This window comes from Sphingobacterium sp. PCS056 (assembly GCF_023273895.1).
Classification (GTDB): domain Bacteria; phylum Bacteroidota; class Bacteroidia; order Sphingobacteriales; family Sphingobacteriaceae; genus Sphingobacterium.
On record NZ_CP096883.1, the window covers coordinates 3402238 to 3425035 of the forward strand.

Here is a 22798-nt window from a genome sequence, read left to right on the forward strand (position 1 = left end):
AAATATGAAAGATAATTTATTTATGTATCATGGTCGTAAAATATGACTTTAGTGTAACGACCTATGCCTAATCATTAAATCGCATGAGGAATTATGTGTCGTAGCCTTTTTCTTGCAGTTTGAATTTTGTTTGCATCCTCACGAACTAAAAATCGTTAACATTGAGGATTAGAATAAAAGAGTACGTGAGCATGAACGGATCGAAGAGTTACATAGGCAACATTTACTTGAAAAGACTTCTCTCCAAGCACAACCTCTCTGATTCAGTACGCAGTGAAATCTGTGAATTAAGAACAAAGGTAAAGCTAGCTTGATTATAGAGCGTTATAAAGGTATCTATGTGATCAACCATGTTCCAGTTGAGTTTATAGCCACATCCCGCTTGACCGAATGTGTACGACTGTTATTCAAAGCGATGAATGTAATAGGAGAGGATCAAGAATTAAAAGATCGTCAAGCCAGGCTTTTTTGCTATTTGGTTACTTAGTTTGTGAAAATTCTTTCATTGGTCTTGAAGATATCTATAAAGGAGTTTTTTTAACTTTCATTATTATAGAATTTTATACGCGTTTATGAGTGAATTTAATGAAGATCATGTTACAGTACATCGAGCAGATCCTGGATTTACCAGAGAAAGTTTTACAAGGATAAATCCGTATTACTGACTATTTCATATAGCCTAGCTTTTTTATCTGGTTGTCTAACCTCAATATTTTCCATTTCACCATCTGGATATACTAATATGCAGTGTGGTATTCCCTTGACAAAGTATTTCTCTTTTATTTTTTTGTTATCTTCATAGGCTAATAAAGATCTCCATGGAATGTCATTTTGTTTAATCACTTTCCGAAAAGCTGGGATATTCTTTTGCTCATCAATTGAAATATAAGTCATAATCAGTTTCTTTCCTAAATCATTGTGTATTTCTTTTAATAAAGGAATTTCTTCTAAGCATGGCACACACCATGACGCAGTGAAAACGATTAAATTAAATTTTGATTGATCTTGTAACACTTCCTCATGTCCCTTTTGATTCAAAGTTGATAAAGATGAGTTCTCAAATTTTCTACTCATAAATAATTCAATCTTTTTGGCCCATTGTGTGTTTTTATGTTTTTCAGAAAATAGTGAATAGAGGATTTTAATATCGTCCACTGATTTATAATTCATGAGATTATTTGCAAGGCCTGAGATAAGGTATCTCGAGTCGGGATAAGCTTGTACAAGGCTTTTATAAAATGTTAAATATTCCGCATAAGATCTTTTTTCATGGTAGTAGTTACTGAACCAACTGAAATATGGATCTTTTGCACGTATTGTTATATCCGAATGATCATTTTGTAACATCAAGTCAAAGTCTTCACATATAATATCCCCCATGATGGACGTATCCTTATTATTGATCTTAGTTGAAATTATATCCCCTGCAAAGACTGTTTTTTCCTTATAACGTGCATAAATATAGTTAACTCTATCCTCCACACCCATGTTTGCAATAGGAGTTATTTTATCATTCTGGGAGGTAATAAAACGTATGTTCGTTGTTGCATTGGTAAGTGGGTCGTAGTCCCTTACTTTGAGCATCATGTTTTCAGAGTTGTCGACGATACTATCCGGGATTGTAATTTCCCACGTGAATTTGTTTTTTTTCTTGCCACTGATTCGAACGTCTCTATTATTTGTATAATCTAATAAATAAAGTGTGTCAAAAGGGGCATTCTCTAAGGTGACCAACAACTTATAATCCTTTAATTTCTTTTGTTGTGCAGTGAGGTTAACTGAGCACCATAAGATTGTGATTGTAAAGATAATCGTCTTAAAATACTTCATTCTTTAAGATGAATTAGGTTTTAATTGTAATCTAATTTTTCTCAAGTATACAGTTTTTTAATTATTATATTCATAAGTGATACGAATATATTTTTCCTGCAAGGATAACAATTTCGGTGCTATACCTTTTAGTTGTCATGATTCAATTTTATTTCTTTTGTTATGTCTTTAATCTGTTGAATTTAGCATTTTGAATCTATCCGTACAACTTCACCTATGCATTTCCACCACTCACCGAGTTTTTAGTTGGTTTTGTCTAATTGCCATAGGGTAGGGACGATTTGCACCCTACTTTTGAATCAATAAATAAATAGAACTGCAAAGCAGGCATCAGGGTTTGAGTTGGTGGATGTGGGGCTGATGCAACTTAATAACAATATAAAGTAAAGACAATATGAAAACTATAGCAAAAACATTCGCAACAGCAGCCTTGATCGCAGTATCGACTTTCACTATGGCAGCAGCAAAACCAGTAGGAGACAATTCAAAAAAAGTAACTGTCAACCTATCCACAGCAGATCTAGCCATTGACCATTACTTAGCCGTTATGATGGAAGGACAGTCGGCAGGAGTAGAGCAACTCTTTACAGCGGACTTCAGCCAGAAAGTACAGGCATCAAACGATCAGACCAACAGTCGTTCAGCCGTTATCTCATTCTTGAAAAAGCAAAAAGGCGAGCAGTTGAACTGTAAAACAAGTACCATGATCGTTGAGCAATCCAGTGATTATATGCTAGCCAAAGTAACCATGCAGTTTGACGGATTTACCAAAACTGATCTGGTGACATTGGTCAATGATGGCGGCAATTGGAAAGTATCTCAATCCATCAATTCTTATTAATAATTAACAGTTTAATCATATGTTTAGTAAAAGCCATATCGAGAGATGTGGTTTTTTTGTGTCCGGAAAGCAAGACCAAGTGGATGGTTATCTTTTGAATAATAGCCGACAACAAACGACTACAAACGTTTAATAACCGGCTAATATTTTTAGTTTTTCTCATATTTGGCCATCTAATTAATGATTTAAATAAACCATATTATTATGAAAAAAACAAAAAGTAACTTAGGTAAGTATGTTGGTTTTAGTGGAGACTGGAGTTTTAAATTTTATTTTGGCAGGGAAGAAAATAAGCCGATTTTAATTGGGTTCTTAAATGGGCTCTTTGAGGGAGAGAAAGTTATTCAAGATCTTCATTATCGGCCTGTGGAGCAGGATGGCGATCTTGAAAATGAACGGAAGGTTATTTTCGATCTGTATTGTACCGGCATTGATGGTGAGCATTTCATTATTGAGATGCAGCAGCTTTATCAAGATTTTTTTAAGGACCGAACCGTTTTTTATACATCCAGGCTTATCAATAAACTTATTCCCAAGGGCTATAAGGGAAATACATATGAACTTCCCGAAGTATATTTTATCGGTATTTTAGAGTTTGAATTAGGAGAAACAGAACCCGGAAAGTATTTTTACGATGTTGCCCTTTGCGATAAGCAGAGTAATCGTATTTTTTATGAAAAGCTTGGTTATAAGCTGTTAGTATTACCAAATTTTATTAAGGATGAGGCTGATATCAAGACAGATATGGATATATGGCTATATCTATTGAAAAACATGAGTAAACTTGATAAAATACCGGATTTTTTGGATAAGCGGGTATTTGGTCTTATCTTTGACATAGGCGAAGTAGCAAAATTAACACCGGAGGATAAGATGGCATACGAAGCAAGTTTAAAACATAAGCGTGATGCAGAGAATACCTATTCTACTGCTCAACGTATTGGACATGATCGAGGTTTAAAAGAAGGTTTAAAAGAGGGGTTAAAAGAAGGCATTGCCCAAGGCGAGCACAAAAAAGCCATTGAGACAGCTTTGAATCTTAAAGAGATGGGTTTGTCTATTGATCAGATTGCCAAAGCTACAGGCCTGACCATTGACGAAATCGAAAAGCTGAAATAAATCAAATAGATCATATAAAAAAACAAACAAAGCCATTCTTCACAGAATGGCTTTGTTTGTTTAACACCATCCTTACTGTTTCCCGTATCTGTTACGCAAACCGATCCATTATTTTCGGGCTTTAAAAACAGTATTCATTATAGACTATGATCGTTACCAGTATCCATACCATCTAGGGAAGAGAAGTCTTTCGTTATCTTGGTCCCATTTCAGCAACAGCTGTTATTGGAGCCAATGCTTTGAGTGAAAAAGGAGCAAGCTTCGTAGACCTCTTCGGTGGGCGTCTTTTTAGTTATACATCACGCCGATTCCAACATTAGCTACAAACTTATGGTATAGATAATGTCTTCCAATTAATGGTTTTCCAGCAAAAAGAGTCTGCCTTTAGTATCTCCCGGTTATTTACGGTATTATATGGGGAAGAGATTGTTAGAGCAGGATTTGCTCGCTGGCCAGATATGATAGCAGGGGAGCTGGAATTGCTGAAGAACAGATTGGTTTATTAATGTGCCGTCATCGTCATGGAAGAGTTTTCTTCAAATTGTAGAAGCTTTGCATGTGGACAACATTGACCCCGACATTGAGAAATTAATTAATCAAAGAAATGAAGGTGTATGTCCATGTACTTTATCTTAAGTGAATTAATGTGCGAATGTAAACCACGGGAAGCAATATATAGAATGCAAATTTAAGTGAGTAGACAATTCCTATTTCCGCAACTCTGAAAACGATTAAGTCGTCAAGAAAGTTCCGTGTTAATCACATTGGCTTTTTTTGTAAATTTAGGTGTTGATAACGCAATTTTACCAAATCATATATGGATATATTTATAGAAACGGAACGACTAATTTTAAGAGAGCTAGAATTTACAGACCAAAGTGATTTGTTTGAAATGGATTCTGACCCAGAAGTTCATTTATATATTGAAAACAGTCCTGTTAAATCTATTGACGAAATTTCGAAAGTGATTGAAATGCTAAAAAAGCAATATGCGGAAAATGGAATTGCTCGTTGGGCCGTTGTTGACAAAGAAACTAACGAATGCATTGGTTGGGCAGGACTGAAATATTTCAGAGAAAATTTGAATAATCACGTTAATTTCTACGAGCTTGGTTATAGATTTAAAAGAAAACATTGGGGCAAAGGTTTTGCTACCGAAGCATCTGCCGCAATACTGGACTATGGATTCAAAAGCATGAAGGTTGACAAAATTTATGCAATAACCGATCCTAAAAACGTAAATTCAAAAAAGGTTTTAACTAAATTAGGCTTTGACTTGCAAGAAACTTTTGACTATGAAGGCGACCCCACAGATTGGTTTGAATTGACAAGAACAAGTTGGGTGAATAAAAGTTAAATCTCTAATAAATATTTTAGCAGTTTAAAAAAAGTATACCCGCGATTCCTTCAATATTTGTTACTTGTCTTCTAATTTCAATTCCACTAGTAAACAATCAATAATTTCTCAATCTTATTTATTTACGAATTCATTCAGTAATTTTAAAATAAATTAAATGTTGAAATATTCATCATTAATAAACATATTTGATTGGGAGTAATAAAGCCTCTTTTTAAAATGGGTACATTCGATTTTTGGAAACGATGCAATAGCAAACCTTCAATAAAGAAGAGATTAAGAAAGCTGCTTAATTCCCTTTATGAATCATTTGCTGATAAGCAATACTTTCAGCAAAGTGTAGAGTACAATCATTTGGATGAATGGGGGCTTGCGGTTGAAAGTCTGATAGAATTGGGTGTTACGGGACCGCCACATTATACTAAAGAAGTGTGGTGTGAACTATATCAGCTAGCTAGAGAAATAGGGCTAGATGAAGACGCAAATTATTGCCGAAAACAAATTGACCTGATAGCATCTGAAATTTATGAAATAGACGAGGTTGATGAATTAGGATTTACTAAGTCTGAATTGGAATATTATGACAAGCACGTCAGGTTCTACTATACCAATATCGTCAATTCGCTTATTCTGTTCACTTATAAATCTAGAGAACTAGAGCTTATGGCATCTCCCATTTTCGATCCAATGACAGAGCTTTATCAGGAATTGGAATATGCATATACACCGGTGTGCTTCGAAACGGTATTTAGGAAAAACCTAATACCAATCATATACAAGCAAGAACTACTGAGGTTCAAAACTAAGGTCGATCAAATGCCAAGTGAGATATGGGATTGGGAATATTTGGAAGAACATCCGAGCTGGATAAACACAAGAACTGATGCTGAAGAAATATTAAAGAAAATGGGAATACTGCACCGCGTATATGATTATTCATTCACCAATATAATATCATCAAGTGGAGAAGTGATCAAAAAGAAAGAATAGTAATAACATTCTGAACAATAATCTTGAATCAAAAAATGTTAATTTTTAAATTAAACTGGCTCTTTTAGGACTTAGATAATTTAATTCTTTTTCTTCAAAAATTGTCTCTAGAGCATCATATCCAAATTCAATTTTAAAATCCCGTTCAGCTTTTGTTATAGGAATATACCAAAAGCATTTGATAGTTTTATGATCTATATCTATTTGCTCAAATTCAGGTTTTTCCAGATAAGGAAAAGATATAAAGCCATGGTCGCATAACGATTCCCCCAACCAAGGTTGTCCTAAATTAACTGTGTGATGTAAGTTCAATGGCGCATCGTTTCGATGGTAGCTTGCACAGTAGCAGAGAAGGTCTACAAGTAATGAATTCTTTTCAGCGGCATAAATGAATAACTCAATTAAGTTTTCATTCCACCTGTTTAATGACATTCCTACTGTACAATAGGTGTACATATTATGAATCTGATTGGGAGGAAACTCTAATATGAAAAATTCAGGATCGAGTTTATTTATTGGTCCCTTACCAATTTTGTGCACAATTCCTGAAATACCAAAGTATTGTTCATAATGCCTCTTCAACTTATCTATATAAACATTGATCATATTTTATACAACAATTTATGTGCTTAATTTAGCATTTTGAATCGATCTTCACAACTTCACCTACCAATTTCCACCATTCACCGAGTTTTTAGTTGGTTTAGTCTAATTGCCATTGGGTAGGAGCGATCTACACCCTACTTTTGAATCAACAAACAAGAACTAACAAACTATAACATAAAGACATTATGAATACTTTAGCAAAAACATTCGCAGCAGCAGCCTTGATCGCAGTATCTACATTCACTATGGCAGCAGGCAAACCAGAGGTAGCAAACCCTAAAAAAGCAGTGGTCAATTTATCTACAGCAGATCTAGCCATTGATCATTACGTTGCGGTTATGACAGAAGGTCAATCGGCAGGAGTGGAGCAGTTGTTCACATGAGACTTCAGCCAGAAAGTACAGGCATCAGAAGATAAAACTAACAGCCGTTCAGAAGTTATTTCCTTCTTGAAAAAGCAAAAAGGAGAGCAGTTCAACTGTAAAACCAGTACTACCATTGTACAGGAGTCTGGTGACTATATGATCGCCAAAGTAACGATGCAGTTTGAAGGTTTTACCAAAACCGATCTCGTGACTTTAGTCAATGACGGCGGTAACTGGAAAGTATCCCAATCAATCAATTCTTATCAGTAATCAAGTTTAATCCATATAATAAGTAGAAGCTATGTCGTAAGATGTGGCTTTTGTTTTTTCTGCATTGATGCTGTCTCTGGAAAAGGAACGCCAATTGTTTAAGATCCCGTTATCGATACACGCGTACTTCTAAGGTTAAGAAAATAAAGAAACAAATGCTAATATATTTAGTTTTTATTTGTATCTTTATTTCTGTTAACCAATTGATAGACCGTTATGAGTGTAGATTCAAGACGTTTAAAGCCAGCCAAGAAGAATGATGAGCTTTTGAAAGCCATTTTTGAGGATAATTTTCCTGATTTTTTGCGGTTTATGTATCCAGATGCCGATGCTACCTTTGATCTCGGGCGTGGATTGACTTTCATGGATAAAGAATTGTTGGAGATCATTCCCTATCGTGAGCGTAAAAAAGGGAAGCGTGTGGCAGACCTTCTGGTCAAGGTTTATTTAAAAGACGGAAGCGAGAAGTGGATTTTAGTGAATACCGAAATCGAAGGCGGACATGATTCCGATTTCTCACATCGTATCTTTCAATATTTTTACAGACTACTAGACCGTTATCGAGTTCCTGTGGAGACCATTGCTGTTTTTACTGGAGGGCGTTCACAGCCATGTACTGATGAATACCATTTTGCTGTTTTTCGCACGTCGTTACGCTTTCAGTATTTGAGCTATCAGATTTTTGATCATGACGAATCACAGCTACTTGATATGGACAATATATTTGCCTATATTGTCTTGGCATGCCAGAAAGCTTTAGATGAAGATAGGATCCCAGAGCAGGAGCTCGCCGAACAGCGTAGTACAATCGCTCGAAGGCTCATCGAGACCAATAAGTATAGTAAAGATCGTATAATGAGCTTTTTAGTTTTTTTAAAGAGTTTTCTTTTTATACGAGATAAAGAAATAAATAGTAACTTTGATCAATACATTTATCAAGTGACAGGAGGCACAATCGAAATGGGTGTAATAGAAACAATCAAACGACAAGAAAGAGAAAAAGGAATTCAGTCTGGAATTGAAAAAGGAATTGAAAGAGGCAAACGAGAAGAATCTATTGCCATTGCTTTAGAGTTCAAGAAAATGGGCTTACCTATTGCCGATATTGCAAAAGGTACAGGCCTTACCATCGACGAGATCGAAAAACTAAAATAAATCATATAGGATATAAAAAAAACATATAAAGTCATTCTGTCAAGAATGACTTTATATGTTTATTACCCTCTTTACGGTTTACCGTATCCACTAATCAAACCAATCCATTATTTTCGGGCCTTTAAAACAGCATTCATCATACACCATGATCGTTACCAGTACCCATACCATCGAGGGGAGAGAAGTCCTGCGTTATTTTGATCCCATATCAGCAACAGCTGTTATTGGAGCCAATGCTTTGAGTGCAATCCGTAGCGGGTTTCGTAGACCTCTTCGGTGGGCGCTCCCGCAATATGCATTCAGTGTAGAAGAGGAATAGCGGAAATTGGATAATCTGATCATAAAAGATATATTAAAGAAATGAACGATGCCAATACACAATTAGGGCTTGACCATATCATAACTATATATTAAATTTGGTAATAAGCGTAAGCTAGATAGAAGGTTCTAATTATAAGCCAATACCAGAGTTTGTGATACACACCTCAGCTATAGCTGTTGTGAAGCATAAAAACAGATACTGCAAGATTAATATATAATGAATAAAATAATCCTTCCACTTATTCTCATTCTCTTACTGCATAGTTGCATATCGTCTACCAAAACGACTAATTATCTTGGCCAAACATATCCAGATTCTATTCCTGTGATTTTTGCACCAGGTGTAGTTTCAATGGAAGGTAGATTAGAGCATGGTATTTCATTTACACCTGACAGACGGGAATTAGCATTTGGAGTATTAAACAAGGACGATTTTAGTGGCGAAATATTTTATTCCAGGAGGATTAACGAAAAATGGACTGAGCCGATGGTTTTTGAACCACTAAAAAATAAATGTGTATATCTACCCTATTTTTCACCTAATGGAAAATCCTTACTTTATACTCAAAGTCAAGCAGATATAGACAACATGCAAACAGATGTTTGGATGGTTGAAAAGATTAATGATGAGTGGGGTACTCCAAAAATTATTCGAGCTCCAATAAGTTCGACAAGCAGGGAAGCTAACGCTTGCATGACATATGGTGGTACAATCTATTTTTCTTCTAATAGGAATTGTTATGGAAAGGATAATTGCCATACCGCAGATTTGTTCTGTACTAAACCAATAGGGAATGAGTACCAAAGTGTGAATGTTATTTCCGAATTTATTTCACCGAATGATGAAGAAAGCGTTTTCATTTCCCCTAAAGAAGACTACATAATTTTCTGTAGATATACAGACAACGATACAGGAGTGGATTTATATATTAGTTATCGTGATAGTAATAAAAAATGGATTGAGCCTCAAATAATTAATTCAACAATAAATTCAAAAGATTGGGATAGGAGACCATTTGTAAGTATTGATAATAAATTTTTATTTTTTACTCGATTACAAATCGGAGAAACGGGATTAACCGAATCAGATATATATTGGGTTAATACTTCAAAACTATTTAAACCCTTCGTTTATCATTCACTTCCTGACACAACAACAATTCAAGTTGGAGAGAAATTCGAAATATCCATCCCCAAAGATTACTTTAAAGATATAGATGATAAACAGTTGATTTACAGTATTAATCAAAATAAATTTGACTGGCTGATTTTTGATAGTGAACAAATGAAATTATCAGGAAAGCCCACTGTGCCTGGAGATTTTGAATTGATTTTTACAGCAATTGATAGATCTTCGAATAGGACGCATGATAAGATTATAATAACGGTAAAAAAATAATTACCGTGCCCCTTACACCTTCACCTATCCATTTCCTTCATTTACCGAGTTTTTAGTTGGTTTAGTCTAATTGCCATTGGGTAGGAGCGATTTACACCCTACTTTTGAATCAACAAACAAGAACTAACAAACTATAATATAAAGACATTATGAATACTTTAGCAAAAACATTCGCAGCAGCAGCCTTGATCGCAGTATCTACATTCACTATGGCAGCGGGCAATCCAGAAGTAGCAAACCCTAAAAAAGCAGTGGTCAATTTATCTACAGCAGATCTAGCCATTGATCATTACGTTGCGGTTATGACAGAAGGTCAATCGGCAGGAGTAGAGCAATTGTTTACAACAGACTTCAGTCAAAAAGTTCATGCATCAGAAGATAAAACCAATAGCCGTTCGGAAGTTATTTCCTTCTTGAAAAAGCAAAAAGGAGAGCAATTAAACTGTAAAACAAGTACCACCATCGTACAGGAGACGGGAGATTACGTGATCGCCAAAGTAACGATGCAGTTTGAAGGTTTTACCAAAACCGATCTCGTGACTTTAGTCAATGACGGCGAAACGTGGAAAGTATCACAATCGATCAACTCATACAAGTAACTTACTGTTTAATCATATGTTTAGTTAAGGCCAAGTCGCGAGATGTGGCTTTTCTTTTTTATCGCCATTGATTCGCGTTGATAAAAGTTCTCGATATAAAAAAATAAGTATATTTTTACTGATCAGTAAATTTAAACAGTATTTCTATGTTAGGTTTAATCGCATCCTTTCTTTCTATCGGTCTTGGATTTATGTTAAAGTATTCCTCTCAAGATGGCTATGGTGAAATGAGAAAATATTGGCTATTTTTTGTGGCATCTGGAATTTTAACAATAATTTATAAAAGCTTTAAGCATTTTGGTTAATCGAACATTTTAGTAGATATTCTTTTGGTTTTAATATTATGTAGATTTAAATATTGAGGCTTTTTTTTCATAAGCCAATAATAGCAATCCCATTGCGTACTTACAGTCCTGTTCATTTGTAATGTAAAAACTGATCCAGCCTGAATTTTTAAAAACATGATGATTTTGTATTTTACCATCCTTGAGCAGCTGTTGTTTAATAGTTTTATTTAAGCGGATGTCTAATAATCCATTACTATGCAAATGCCCAAACTCTTTATCCAAGTAATTAAATTGAGTTCCACCATATTTATGAACAGTAATACTGGTGTTCGGATATTTTGAAATCGTTTCTTCGATATCATCAAGCCAGTCCAACAGTTGTGGTTTTGTAGCAAAGAACCAAAGTCTAATGAGGCTGTCATATAAAATTGCTATTAGAGGGATAGACTTTAAGAAGCCCAGGTATTTCACGACAAATGAAAACATAAGTTATGATTCACTTAAAACCTTAACATGCTCCATTACCCTAAAATGAACATTTCTTGTAATACTTTCAGCCCATAAATCATAATACCAAGTAGGAAACACGTGGAGTTTATACCAGCTGTTTCCTGTTAATGTTGTGGTGCCGTCACCATTATCGTGTAATAAAAATTGACCTTTTGTGATATCAATATGCCCCATGATCTCAGGATCTTTAGGTTGATCAATAATGTCAAATGTCAAGTTTTTATTAATATCAAATTCAACAATAGTTTCGTCAAATATGTAGCCGTTGCTAAAAATACATTTACGATTTGCACCAAGCTTCCTGTCACTTACTGTAGTCGCCATAGGACTAGGCATACCAATTTTGAAAAGCCAATAATTTTCTTTGTTTTCAATCTTATCAAATGCAACTACGTGTTGCCAAATTTCTTCCGGGGTCGCATTGATTACTATTTTATCTGAAACTATATTTTCATGATCGTGGTCAGAAATAGAATCTACAATAAAAATGAGAATAAAGATGCTTATTAGACTCCCATTCAGTTTTTGATTGTTTCTTTTAAACATTGCTCTGCCTATGAAGGCCCCTGAAATGATAAACCCAAAGATCAGTGGAGATACTATCAGTAAGCAGATTACTCCTTCATTTAAAAAAAAATAACTTAAAGCAATAGCAATTATGCCACTTATTATAGAATATCCTGTTATCTGTTTACCCTTTAAATTCAGATTTTTCCAATACCAGGTTGAGATTATGCCCATGAGCATCGGTATGATTACAAATTCCGAAAAGATAAGTACTCCTGCATCTTCATGACCAAAAGCGCTTTGTAGTCCGATAACTGTCATGGCAAATAAATTTGCTAACAAAATACCTGAAGCTATTTTTGACTGAATTAATTTTGAAATGATATTTGTCACTGAGTTTTTATAGTTAAATTAAGCTATATTCTTTAGATCTTATCAGTTTAAAACACTGAATGCTTAAATTTACATAAATTTTCAATATACCTAGAGAGTCATCGTAAATTTTAAAGTTAACTTATGTCTCTTGTCTTGCTGTATTTTAAACACTCCAGTGATTTACATATTATAAAGAGGATGTCTAGGGTCATTTATGTATTTGTAGATATTGTTGATATGATTCTACAATTATCACATTTGAAATCATAAAGATTGTGTAATTGTGTTTTTAAGGTCCATTTTTTATTACAATTTGGGCAGAGTCTATTTTTATCATTGCCGGTATTTTTTCTATAATTGTATAAATAGTAAAATGTTGGAATTGTCGTTTGTTCTTCAATTTGTTTACATATATCCAAACCTTGCTTTGATAATGGTGATTTTGTTTCTTGCATCTGATTTAAAGACCAACGTTCTCCGACCTCACAATTCATTTGTAAGCTATCACAAGCTTGATAGTTTGTTTCCCAACTTAAAATTGGCATATAACCAAAGTCGTAAAATTTTGGTAGCTTATAAAGTGGGACAGATTTGTTACATGTACCACACGTTAATGGAGAGTCTATCGAAATGTAGTTTGTGATAAGAATGTAAAATTCAGATTTACAACATATACAAGGTTTCTTATACTCTGAACTTGTTTTACCTATATTCTTAATTGAAATTGTCGATCCACTAAGTTTTTCAATTTTGTCTATTTGGTCTTGGACATATTTGTTATTATACTTTTTACTAAGTGATTTTTTTTCAAGTGTATATGGAAGACTTACAATTTTATTTCTCTTGATGTATTGGCTTTCAATATTTGCTTGCGTTTGACCGTTTCCTCTATAAAAGGATAGGAGTAAATTGAACTCATCATAAAGTTTGTCTTTATTTACTTTTGTTTTTATAATAATTGAAATCTTTTTTATAAACATTGTTTTTTTGGTTAAACTTATAATTGACCAACATTCCAGCGTACAAGCGATTTAGGAACAGAAAGCTACTTATCAATATCGAAATTGAATAAAAGCAGAAAATTTTTTTAGCAATCAATAGGCTCTTTTGCAAAAAGCCCGTTAATATTCGTGATTTCTTATTTGTTCATTTTTTTGTATAAAAATTCGTTGGTTTGAATATACGGTTAAATACAAAACTAAATAGTATTAAAATTGGTAAAGCTAACCAAGCTGTAAATACTAATTCCAGTCCATTTTGTCCGCCATGACCATGGCACAATGTCTTTCCGCTTATAAATAAAGGTGTCAAACTTGATTGAATAAACATGTACTCAAATAAATTAAATAATGTTAGACGCGTTTTTAGTGATTGTAATTTATCGACTGTTAAACGAGTTATGTATCTGCAAAACAAAAATGGTAAAATAAGTCCTGCAATACTTGTTGTCGTCCAGATAATTGTCCAGGCAGTAGGACACTTGACACCAAAATAATTTAAAAGCATTTGGAGTCCTAATAGTCCGATTGCAGTAAAGCCTGGAATAATTAGTCCGACGATTGCAAAAATTACTGTTGGTTTTATAAAATTGAATAACATTTTCGTTCTTTATTTGCGTATTATACCGGTATTAGTACTATCCGGTAGTAAAACTGATATACAAAAACTTTTATCAATCGATTTCTATAACTAATTTCGCTACTTATATATTAAATTAGAGAATGATTCTATTCGTCTATATCCTCATATATTAATTCATTTTTTAGTTTGCTTATCTTAATTTTTCTAAAAGTAGGGGCATAATTATTTTGTCCACTGGGTTTAAAATACTCCCTAACATAAGCATCTTCTGTTTCATAATTCTGTGTAATTTTTGGACCCCAATATTGATTTAATGAATTATAAGATAAAATGTGATTAGAAAATTCGGTCGAATGGAAATTTTTGGAATTTATAATTTTCGAAATAGCTTTTTGTTTATCAAAATTAGAGATTTTAAGCGTAAATGTTTCATAACTCTCACCAATTGCAAACGATGAGTTATTGTTACTGATCTTAAATTCATCTACTAATGTTATCCCTTGTTCTTCAACTAGTTTGAGCGCATCAGATTTTGTGAAAAAATAATCACTAAAAAATAGATAACATGTAAATAATAGGCAAATAAAACCATAGGTAAATAGCAGAGATCTTGCAAACCTTGGGTATCCCAGTTTTTTAGGTATTATATATATCAATAATCCCACAACAATTGGTATACCTATGAAGATGAGAAATAGAATCAAAGGAAAAAGAAAATCATCCATAAAATTAAATGATTAGCAACAATCCCAGTTGAACCAAGCTTTGTCAAATCGCTTATTTATCAAATCTTCAGGGTAAATTATTGTATGCATATTTTAATTCGTTATTAGTTCGGTAATCCTTTCCAATTTAACAAAAGAAATGATAGGTTACAACTACCCCTATTCATTTCCCAAATTCTCCGAGATTTTTATTGTGTTAGTCTAATTGCCATAGGGTAGGGACGATTTACACTCTACTTTTGAATCAACAATTGCTTCAGCAAGCATCAGGGTTTGAGTTGGTGGATGAGGGGCTGATGCAACTTATAAATAGAAACTAACAATAAAAATATTATGAACCATCATGGGTACATTGGTAATTAGTTGTAGACTTTATACTCATGATAGCCTTATCACCTTTAAATAACAAATTATCTAGATAAAAAACTTTAGCAAAAACATTCGCAGTAGCAGCCTTGATTTCAGTATCAACATTTACTATGGGAGCAGGTAAACTAGAGGTCTCGAACCCTAAAAAAGCAGTGGTCAGTTTATCTACAACAGATCTAGCCATTGATCATTATATTGCGGTTATGACAGATGGTCAATCAGCAGGAGTGGAGCAATTGTTTACAGAGGACTTCAGCCAGAAAGTACAGGCATCAGAAAAAACACTAAAAATTGAACACGAAAAACAGAAGTTTGCATTCAAAAAAATATCCGCTATTTTAAGTAGAAATAATAACGGTCAGACTTTGGATATTCAGACCAGTAAAAACTGTTTTTGAAAGGATGCTGCATTAAGATGAAATTCATTAATTTCTTTGCATCATCTCGGTTTCCACGATGTATTATTGGATTTTCAAAGCTATTTAATGAAGCGTTGAGAACAAATGAAATAATAAGTTTTCCCTGTGGGATTTGTTGTATACCAGATTGATAGCGCACATACTGATTTTCATAAAGTTGATCCCACACAAATACCTCTGGAGCTTGTGCAGATTCTATTCTTTTAAGACTATCTGATAAGGGTTGAGGATTGATTAAAGAGATTTCATATATACTTTTAATAGGTTTACCATAATATAAAGCTATTCTCCAACGGGTCAGTTTTGTGCTGTCCAAGTACGACAGAATTTTGTCGGAACCCGTAAAAGAATGGTTCCCTTTTTCATCCACATATACTTCTAGTTGATGTTGATACCTTGAATAATTTTGAAAGTCGAAATTATTTCGTTTTAGCTCAGCTACCATATTTTTAACAAATAATCCAATGCCACCAGAGGGGCTAGGCATGTAGTTCGAATAATTTGTAAAACCCTCTGAAACTTTCTTTCCTATTGAACTGTAAACTTCTGTTGAATATAGATCCCAGTATATATGTAAGAAGTACGAATTTTTAGACTGAAGTAGAGAGTCTTTTTTTAAAACAGTCTTTATCTTATTTAATAACAAGTCATCTGTTGGAATACTAGGGGTCAAAATGCTAATTTCCCCATTACTCACTTTACTAAAATGGATTGAAAATTGTTTTCCTCTCACCAATTCATCCTTTAGAACCTTACTCAGTTCATCAGTAAGCTGTTTTGATGACTGCCCGTTTGCAGAAAAGCTAAAGAAAATTAAAAATAGCAGTAATAGTTTCATATGTAAGTAGATGCTAGGATAGGAGATATTCCATAATTTGTGGGATTCACAAAAATCGTTTCACTTATTTTAATTTACAATTAAGCCCTCTAATTAGAAGATTTGGTATCTTATGATATCTCTAAGAAAAGTAAATTTAAACAAGTGAAAATACTTATAAGGTTTTGGCTTGTAACAACCATTCTTTTACTTTTTATCCATATAATCCCAATGATGATCTGTCTCATCATTACATAGAAAACCCTCAAACAATTTGCTCTCTATTAACTGTTCCATTTTTTTGCTGTCTGTCGCAATAATAAAGAAAAAACTATCCCATTCCACCGTAAACAAAAGTTCAAAATCAGCAGAATATAGGTAGTAATCTTTGAAATTAATTTGATTACAAAATTCAAATTCACTTAATTTATCGAGGTTTATACTAAAGGTCTGTTGGTAGAATTCGTCTGTTATTACAATCTGAGGTTTTCTGAAAAATTGGAAAGTTTTATAAATGCTTACTTTTGATAACATATCAAAAGTACCTTCAGTCGGATGATAGATACTTTTCTTATCAGTAAATGCATTAAGCTTTTCCAAAAGGTCTGGTCTAGCATAATTGTTATTTAGCGCACCAATCGAAGTTCGTAAAGCTTTATTAAGTTCAGCATAGTCCGTAAACCCTGATCCCGTAACCACCTTGTTCCATGAGATTGCTTTGCCTTTCAAAAAAATAGTTTCATTTGAGGGATATTCATCATTTTTGTAACTATAAATTTGCCTATTCGCTTTTGGAAGATCTTTCAAGAATTCAAATTCTTGTACAGCTTCTTCATGAGATAATAGTTTTGATTTCTTGAGACTTACTTTATTATTAGTCTGTGAATCAATTTGAAAGAATGGAATAAAAGCTATAAATGCAGCATCGTAAAATCCTTTAAAATGCTCTTTTATTTTTCCTTGATACGGATATATGTTTTCATCCTTAAATATGTCGCTCATAAAATTCTTTTATTGCCTTATAAAATGATAATTGTAACAGAATTTTCTGTAGTTCAGCATCTTTTCGGTTTTAAAAATCTAGTATCCAAATTCTTCAAAGTTTCCTTTTTCCATTGCGATCCAGCTTTCCCAGTACTCTTTACCTGTTGCACCAGCACCCTCAGGGTCAATTTCATAGAAGTCGGCAAACACTTCAAAACGTTTTCTTTTTTCAATTTCGGTCAGGAAATGTGTTAAGCATGTCAGCATTTTTCTAAACGATGAAAAAATAATTTCACTCAATCCATCTAGATCGCCACCATATTCATGGTCATAAACTCTTATCGGAAAATCTTCCTTTCCGCTAGCGTTTCTTGTGTCAAAGACTAATGGTCCAGCATCATTACCTTCGTTTGCAAAGGGAATAAGACCAAGAGGAATCAGCTGTTCTGCTATATACCAGTCAAGATTGTCTATTATTTCCTGTAAAGGTCTACTGGGACTTGAGGAGGGTAATCTGATGATTGAACAATCGCAGTCTTCGAAGAAATAACGTTTGTGCCATGCTATGAAGTTTTCTGGAAAAGTGATTTTAAATTGTGTTTCTACGTTTTTATAATCTTCATTAGTCAATACTCCAGGAATTAGTTTCCACTCATAGCTTCCTTCACTATTAGGTGCCGAGACCATCATTTCTTTTGGAACATATTCGGTGTAACCGGCCTTCATTCCCTCTTGCCAATATGCCTTAAAAAACTGTTCGATTTCGTCTGTCATTGTTAATAAATCATTTTCAATAGGAATTTCTATATGAAACTAAATATATAGAAATTTAATAATTATTCATTTATATTACCGACAATTATATTATCTCAAATCTCTTTTCAAGTTTGATAACATCGTTTTCTATTATTTGAAAAGTCCATATCCCCTGTGAAATTTCCCAATGATATTCAAAATGGAAGTAGTCAAAATTATTTTCATTTAAATAATTGTTTTTGGTTTCGATTGTCCTTGATGAAGAAAATCCAGTTTCTGGGTTTGTAAGGGGTGGGTGAGTAATTATACATCTAAAATTCACATCCTTAAATTTTTCTGGGGTATAACCTTGAATAAAGTACTCTATTCCAAATTTTAAACCTATCGTTCCTTTTAAAACATCAGTCTGATCAATGAAATTAACGGCATTAGTATAAAGAAAATATCCAGAGACACTCTTTTCATTGCTCTCTCTATCTTCGTGATCGGTAATGATACTACCGAAATTTATTAAATTAATTTTCTTTATTTTCATTGTATAAATTATTCATAATTGATATGGCTTATTTATTATGAATTTAGCATTTTGAATCGATCCTCACAACTTCACCTATCCATTTCCTTCATTCACCGAGTTTTTAGTTGGTTTAGTCTAATTGCCATAGGGTACGTACGAATTACATCCTACTTTTGAATCAACAAACAAATAGAACTGCAAAGCAGGCATCAGGGTTTGAGTTGGTGGATGTGGGGCTGATGCAACTTAATAACAATATAACATAAAGATATTATGAAAACTTTAGCAAAAACATTCGCAGCAGCAGCCATGATCGCAGTATCTACTTTCACTATGGCAGCAGGCAAACCAGAGGTAGCAAACCCAAAAAAAACAGTAGTCAACTTATCCACAGCAGATTTGGCCATTGATCATTGTGTTGCGGTTATGACAGAAGGACAATCGGCAGGAGTGGAGCAGTTGTTTACAGCAGATTTTAGTCAAAAAGTACAAGCCTCTGAGGTGAAGACAAATAGCCGTTCAGAAGTTATCAGCTTTTTGAAAAAGCAAAAAGGTGAGCAGTTGAATTGTAAAGCGAGTACTACAATTTTACAGGAATCAGCAGACTATATGATCGCTAAAATAACGATGCAGTTTGAAGGTTTTATTAAAACCGATCTCGTGACTTTAGTCAATGACGGTGGTAACTGGAAAATATCACAATCGATCAACTCGTATAAGTAATTTACTGTTTAATCATATGTTTAGTTAAGGCCATGTCGTAAGATGTGGTTTTTTTTGTGTCCGGAAAGCAAGACTAGGTTAACGAGTTGAAGCTTTTGTTGCCAGCTAGCCGACAACAAACGTTTACAAACGACTACAAACATTTAATAACCGGCTAATAATTTTAGTTTTTCTGATGTTTGCTTAGCAACATTAATTATTTAAGCAGATCCTAAAATTATGAAAAATCACGTTCAGCCCGTTTTTATTGATCCGACCACCGATGAGGGCTTTAAACGGTTATTCGGAGACAAAGTCAACCTGATCAACTTTCTTAACATCATCTTTCGTGGTCGAAAGACCATCGTTGATCTGACGTATCGAGATACCGAGCGTATCGGTGCAACCGAAGAGATCGGTAAAGTTATCTTTGATCTAGTAGTTCAGATCAGCACAGGCGAAGAGATCATCATTGAGATGCAGACCAGCAGTCAGACTAATCTAAAGCAACGCATGCTGTATTATGCCAGCAAGGTCATTTCAGATACAGCGCCCAAAGGAAACCGCAAAGCCTGGGGGTATGCCATTCCCGAGGTTTATACCATTGTCCTGATGGACGGTTTTCATATGCCGGGAGGTGATCATAGAACCTATTTTCACGATACTTGCCTGTGTAATAGAGATTCAGGGCAAATATTTTACGAGGGTTTGGGGTTTATCTATTTAGAAATTATTAACTTTGTTAAAAGCGAAGCTGAGGTTGAAGACGAACTGGATAAAGTATTCTTTATGCTCAAAAATATGTCTACGTTAAAGACCTTGCCACGGATCATGAAATCGGCGGTATTTCAACGATTCTTTCAGTTGGCCAGCTACGCAAAATTGACAAAGGAGGAACGAACTATGTATGATATTAGTTTAAAACGTAAATGGGATGCTGAAGCAGTGCGGATGTATCAACAGGAACAAGTTGAAGGACTAGAAAAGCAATTGGGAGGACTAGAAAAACAATTGAAAGAGGTTAAACAAGCATCCAAGAAAGCAGCAATAGAGGCTAAAGCTGAAGGCGAACACAAAAAAGCCATTGAGACAGCTTTAAAATTTAAAAAGATGGGTTTACCTTTAGAACAAATTGCTGAGGGTACCGGCCTTACCATCGACGAGATTGAAAAACTGAAATAAATCAAATGGATCATATAAAATAAACGTATAAAGCCATTCTGTCAAGAATGGCTTTATACGTTTTAAACCATCCTTACGGCTTCCCGTATTTTTTAATCAAACCGATCACCACAAAAATCCCATTTCAGCAACAGCTGCAATTTGAGCCAGTACTTTAAGTGCGACCTGGAGACAGCTAGATTGTTATGATACATGAATCCTTTAGGTTTTTCTGTAGTTATTACGATAAAAACAAGTAATTTTTTAATTCTACAAGTTTATAAATTGCAAAGTTTAATTCATCTTGTTCTGCACCGTATTCTTGTATTTCACCTTCATATTTGAATTCAGAAATATTAAACCCTTCTTCTATATCATTATAATATACTACTAAGTTTTTAAATTTTGCTACTACCCAAAATCCATTTCCTTCATCTCCATATTCAGCTTCAGACCATTTTTTTGGTACAGTTTTTATTTTATCCCAAAAATCTAAAAGATTCTGATCCATATTATGTTCACCATTTGAGATCAAAATTTTTAGTTCTTCAAAAGTTATCGGTGTCCAGTTCATAGCTTTATTTTTAAGAATTTAGATGATTATTTTACGACGATTGTATCTGGGAACAGCTTGTTTTCTGAATCTTTATTATTCCATGTAGAGAAAATTAATATATTTTTATCCTGACTATAGTTTACATTTAATTCATGCGCATAGGCGTTAATATCGTAGTATTCTTTTTTTACGATCAAATATTGTAAAACGGGAAAGAAAGCGATTTTTTTAGCAATTTCAATACGTTTACCTTTGTAATCATTTAGTGCATTACCCAATGTAAATTCGGTATAAGTTAGGTTAGTTGCTATTTTTTTTGACATTTTAGCCTCATATTCACCTAGTATAAATGCAGTTCCAAGTGCACCAATGGACCCAGCTGACATGCCGAAAAAAAAGGTAAATAACATAAGAATGATGGTGGTCACTTTGATGAATTTATTTTTATGATCTTGTAATATCCAAAATAATAAACTAATTGTAAGATAAATAGTCATTATAATAACCCAGTTTATTTCAGTAGATAATGTAGATATACCAACTCTCATTCCCACAATAGCCAATAAATCCAAGACAATTAATGACCATAATACTCTTCTTAATAATACTGGTTTTCCCTTTGTCAATTGGTAAATAATATAACTTAAAAATGGACATATCCATAATGCAGTTATAACTATAAAAAATATATTCATTGTAATTTTGTGCTATTTTAGATTTAAAAATGTCAATATTGAATACCATATCCAATAAATTCAATCGTATTAAGTTACGTATAAAATGATATATTAACACTGTAAATCATTATGAGAATTAGGCCATTTTTAAACATCAAAAGGGCCTAATTCTCATTAGACCCTTTATCTTGGCGTTTAACTGCACAGTAATTTTTATGTTTCTTATCGTTTCCTCTATTTTGTTTCATCATCCAAATTGTTTTCAAGCAATTGGATTTATTTACTGTACTACGTCATTTATCGTTTTACACTTTCATGCTGAAAGTATGTTTGTTATCGCTTTATATAATAAGAACACCTGTCGAATAGAATAGTTCAAAAAAGTTTAAAATAATTTCACCTATCCATTTCCTTCATTTACCGAGTTTTTAGTTGGTTTAGTCTAATTGCCATAGGGTAGGGACGATTTACACCCTACTTTTGAATCAACAAACAAGAACTAACAAACTATAACATAAAGACATTATGAATACTTTAGCAAAAACATTCGCAGCAGCAGCCTTGATCGCAGTATCTACATTTAATATGGCAGCAGCAAAACCAGCAGGAGACAACTCTACAAAAGCAACTGTCAACCTTTCCACAGCAGATCTCGCCATTGATCATTATGTTGCGGTTATGACAGAAGGTCAATCGGCAGGAGTAGAGCAATTGTTTACAACAGACTTCAGTCAAAAAGTTCATGCATCAGAAGATAAAACCAATAGCCGCTCTGAAGTTATTTCCTTCTTGAAAAAGCAAAAAGGTGAGCAGTTAAACTGTAAAACAAGTACCACCATCGTACAGGAGTCAGCAGACTATATGATCGCCAAAGTAACCATGCAGTTTGATGGTTTTACCAAAACCGATCTCGTGACTTTAGTGAATGACGGCGGTAACTGGAAAATATCCCAATCGATCAATTCGTACAAGTAATATACTGTTTAATCATATGTTTAGTTAA

Annotated in this window: 29 protein-coding genes and 1 pseudogene; 16 read left to right on the forward strand and 14 right to left on the reverse strand. The window is 33.8% G+C overall.

The features are described from left to right. Positions 1–639: 639 nt before the first annotated feature. Positions 640–1830 (reverse strand): TlpA family protein disulfide reductase, encoded by a 1191-nt coding sequence (locus MUB18_RS14130; protein ID WP_248753525.1) that lies wholly within the window; start codon positions 1828–1830, stop codon positions 640–642. A gap of 394 nt (positions 1831–2224) precedes the next feature. Here MUB18_RS14130 and MUB18_RS14135 point away from each other — a divergent pair, with 394 nt between their 5' ends. From MUB18_RS14135 to MUB18_RS14150, 5 genes and pseudogenes are all read left to right on the forward strand, one after another. Then, positions 2225–2671 carry a nuclear transport factor 2 family protein gene (locus MUB18_RS14135; RefSeq protein WP_248753526.1) on the forward strand — a complete coding sequence of 149 codons (447 nt, stop codon included), beginning with the start codon at positions 2225–2227 and terminating at the stop codon, positions 2669–2671. Positions 2672–2875: 204 nt separating this feature from the next. Further along, entirely contained in the window at positions 2876–3790 is a 915-nt protein-coding gene (locus MUB18_RS14140) for an Rpn family recombination-promoting nuclease/putative transposase (RefSeq protein ID WP_248753527.1), read from the forward strand. A gap of 188 nt (positions 3791–3978) precedes the next feature. Then, a pseudogene (locus tag MUB18_RS22010) lies at positions 3979–4110 on the forward strand (hypothetical protein); the annotation flags it as partial. Positions 4111–4607: 497 nt separating this feature from the next. Then, positions 4608–5147, forward strand: a complete 540-nt coding sequence (locus MUB18_RS14145) for a GNAT family N-acetyltransferase (RefSeq protein ID WP_248753528.1) — start codon at positions 4608–4610, stop codon at positions 5145–5147. Positions 5148–5366: 219 nt separating this feature from the next. Further along, positions 5367–6137: a hypothetical protein gene (locus MUB18_RS14150; RefSeq protein WP_248753529.1), complete on the forward strand. Its 771-nt coding sequence runs from the start codon at positions 5367–5369 to the stop codon at positions 6135–6137. 45 nt (positions 6138–6182) lie between these two features. On the opposite strand, the gene MUB18_RS14155 is transcribed toward MUB18_RS14150, so the two are convergent. After that, positions 6183–6743 carry a suppressor of fused domain protein gene (locus tag MUB18_RS14155; protein WP_248753530.1) on the reverse strand — a complete coding sequence of 187 codons (561 nt, stop codon included), beginning with the start codon at positions 6741–6743 and terminating at the stop codon, positions 6183–6185. 185 nt (positions 6744–6928) lie between these two features. On the opposite strand from MUB18_RS14155, the gene MUB18_RS14160 reads away from it, so the two are divergent. From MUB18_RS14160 to MUB18_RS14190, 7 genes are all read left to right on the forward strand, one after another. Further along, complete coding sequence (locus MUB18_RS14160) at positions 6929–7126, forward strand: hypothetical protein (RefSeq protein ID WP_248753531.1); 198 nt, start codon at positions 6929–6931, stop codon at positions 7124–7126. A gap of 66 nt (positions 7127–7192) precedes the next feature. Then, positions 7193–7378, forward strand: a complete 186-nt coding sequence (locus MUB18_RS14165; RefSeq protein WP_248753532.1) for a nuclear transport factor 2 family protein — start codon at positions 7193–7195, stop codon at positions 7376–7378. A 216-nt stretch (positions 7379–7594) separates the two neighbouring features. After that, positions 7595–8533 carry a hypothetical protein gene (locus MUB18_RS14170; RefSeq protein WP_248753533.1) on the forward strand — a complete coding sequence of 313 codons (939 nt, stop codon included), beginning with the start codon at positions 7595–7597 and terminating at the stop codon, positions 8531–8533. Between the two features lie 145 nt (positions 8534–8678). After that, entirely contained in the window at positions 8679–8852 is a 174-nt protein-coding gene (locus MUB18_RS14175) for a heavy metal-binding domain-containing protein (protein ID WP_248753534.1), read from the forward strand. 219 nt (positions 8853–9071) lie between these two features. Next, on the forward strand, positions 9072–10253 hold the full coding sequence (locus tag MUB18_RS14180) for a putative Ig domain-containing protein (protein ID WP_248753535.1): 1182 nt from the start codon (positions 9072–9074) through the stop codon (positions 10251–10253). Positions 10254–10402: 149 nt separating this feature from the next. Further along, a complete protein-coding gene (locus MUB18_RS14185) occupies positions 10403–10852 on the forward strand; it encodes a nuclear transport factor 2 family protein (RefSeq protein ID WP_248753536.1) in 450 nt (149 codons plus the stop codon). 146 nt (positions 10853–10998) lie between these two features. Beyond that, on the forward strand, positions 10999–11157 hold the full coding sequence (locus MUB18_RS14190; protein ID WP_248753537.1) for a hypothetical protein: 159 nt from the start codon (positions 10999–11001) through the stop codon (positions 11155–11157). A 36-nt stretch (positions 11158–11193) separates the two neighbouring features. Here MUB18_RS14190 and MUB18_RS14195 read toward each other — a convergent pair whose 3' ends face one another. From MUB18_RS14195 to MUB18_RS22015, 6 genes are all read right to left on the reverse strand, one after another. Further along, a complete protein-coding gene (locus MUB18_RS14195; protein ID WP_168126126.1) occupies positions 11194–11625 on the reverse strand; it encodes a luciferase family protein in 432 nt (143 codons plus the stop codon). Positions 11626–11628: 3 nt separating this feature from the next. Next, the gene (locus MUB18_RS14200; protein ID WP_248753538.1) at positions 11629–12549 is read right to left on the reverse strand and encodes a hypothetical protein; all 921 of its coding nucleotides are present in this window, start codon (positions 12547–12549) and stop codon (positions 11629–11631) included. 194 nt (positions 12550–12743) lie between these two features. Continuing rightward, positions 12744–13511, reverse strand: a complete 768-nt coding sequence (locus MUB18_RS14205) for a DUF2310 family Zn-ribbon-containing protein (RefSeq protein WP_248753539.1) — start codon at positions 13509–13511, stop codon at positions 12744–12746. Between the two features lie 166 nt (positions 13512–13677). Then, positions 13678–14130 (reverse strand): hypothetical protein, encoded by a 453-nt coding sequence (locus tag MUB18_RS14210; RefSeq protein ID WP_248753540.1) that lies wholly within the window; start codon positions 14128–14130, stop codon positions 13678–13680. Positions 14131–14258: 128 nt separating this feature from the next. Next, the gene (locus tag MUB18_RS14215; RefSeq protein ID WP_248753541.1) at positions 14259–14837 is read right to left on the reverse strand and encodes a hypothetical protein; all 579 of its coding nucleotides are present in this window, start codon (positions 14835–14837) and stop codon (positions 14259–14261) included. 12 nt (positions 14838–14849) lie between these two features. Then, complete coding sequence (locus MUB18_RS22015; protein WP_411028124.1) at positions 14850–14927, reverse strand: DUF1963 domain-containing protein; 78 nt, start codon at positions 14925–14927, stop codon at positions 14850–14852. Between the two features lie 389 nt (positions 14928–15316). Between MUB18_RS22015 and MUB18_RS14220 the strand changes: the two genes are divergently transcribed. Further along, complete coding sequence (locus tag MUB18_RS14220; protein ID WP_132845780.1) at positions 15317–15604, forward strand: hypothetical protein; 288 nt, start codon at positions 15317–15319, stop codon at positions 15602–15604. On the opposite strand, the gene MUB18_RS14225 is transcribed toward MUB18_RS14220, so the two are convergent. The 4 genes from MUB18_RS14225 to MUB18_RS14240 all read right to left on the reverse strand — a co-directional run bounded on the left by MUB18_RS14225 (position 15540) and on the right by MUB18_RS14240 (position 18717). Continuing rightward, entirely contained in the window at positions 15540–16463 is a 924-nt protein-coding gene (locus MUB18_RS14225) for a hypothetical protein (RefSeq protein ID WP_248753542.1), read from the reverse strand. The two genes, MUB18_RS14220 and MUB18_RS14225, sit on opposite strands and share 65 nt — an antisense overlap. Before the next feature lie 186 nt (positions 16464–16649). Next, the gene (locus tag MUB18_RS14230; protein WP_248753543.1) at positions 16650–17444 is read right to left on the reverse strand and encodes a DUF2711 family protein; all 795 of its coding nucleotides are present in this window, start codon (positions 17442–17444) and stop codon (positions 16650–16652) included. 78 nt (positions 17445–17522) lie between these two features. Continuing rightward, positions 17523–18200: an SMI1/KNR4 family protein gene (locus MUB18_RS14235; RefSeq protein ID WP_248753544.1), complete on the reverse strand. Its 678-nt coding sequence runs from the start codon at positions 18198–18200 to the stop codon at positions 17523–17525. A gap of 85 nt (positions 18201–18285) precedes the next feature. Next, entirely contained in the window at positions 18286–18717 is a 432-nt protein-coding gene (locus MUB18_RS14240) for a DUF3859 domain-containing protein (protein WP_248753545.1), read from the reverse strand. A gap of 255 nt (positions 18718–18972) precedes the next feature. Here MUB18_RS14240 and MUB18_RS14245 point away from each other — a divergent pair, with 255 nt between their 5' ends. Then, complete coding sequence (locus MUB18_RS14245; protein WP_248753546.1) at positions 18973–19422, forward strand: nuclear transport factor 2 family protein; 450 nt, start codon at positions 18973–18975, stop codon at positions 19420–19422. A gap of 219 nt (positions 19423–19641) precedes the next feature. Further along, entirely contained in the window at positions 19642–20583 is a 942-nt protein-coding gene (locus MUB18_RS14250; protein WP_108160877.1) for an Rpn family recombination-promoting nuclease/putative transposase, read from the forward strand. 220 nt (positions 20584–20803) lie between these two features. On the opposite strand, the gene MUB18_RS14255 is transcribed toward MUB18_RS14250, so the two are convergent. Both MUB18_RS14255 and MUB18_RS14260 read right to left on the reverse strand, forming a co-directional pair. Continuing rightward, positions 20804–21136 (reverse strand): hypothetical protein, encoded by a 333-nt coding sequence (locus tag MUB18_RS14255; protein WP_232789242.1) that lies wholly within the window; start codon positions 21134–21136, stop codon positions 20804–20806. A gap of 26 nt (positions 21137–21162) precedes the next feature. After that, on the reverse strand, positions 21163–21813 hold the full coding sequence (locus tag MUB18_RS14260) for a hypothetical protein (RefSeq protein ID WP_248753547.1): 651 nt from the start codon (positions 21811–21813) through the stop codon (positions 21163–21165). A gap of 507 nt (positions 21814–22320) precedes the next feature. On the opposite strand from MUB18_RS14260, the gene MUB18_RS14265 reads away from it, so the two are divergent. Beyond that, positions 22321–22770, forward strand: a complete 450-nt coding sequence (locus tag MUB18_RS14265) for a nuclear transport factor 2 family protein (protein ID WP_248753548.1) — start codon at positions 22321–22323, stop codon at positions 22768–22770. Positions 22771–22798 lie beyond the last annotated feature (28 nt).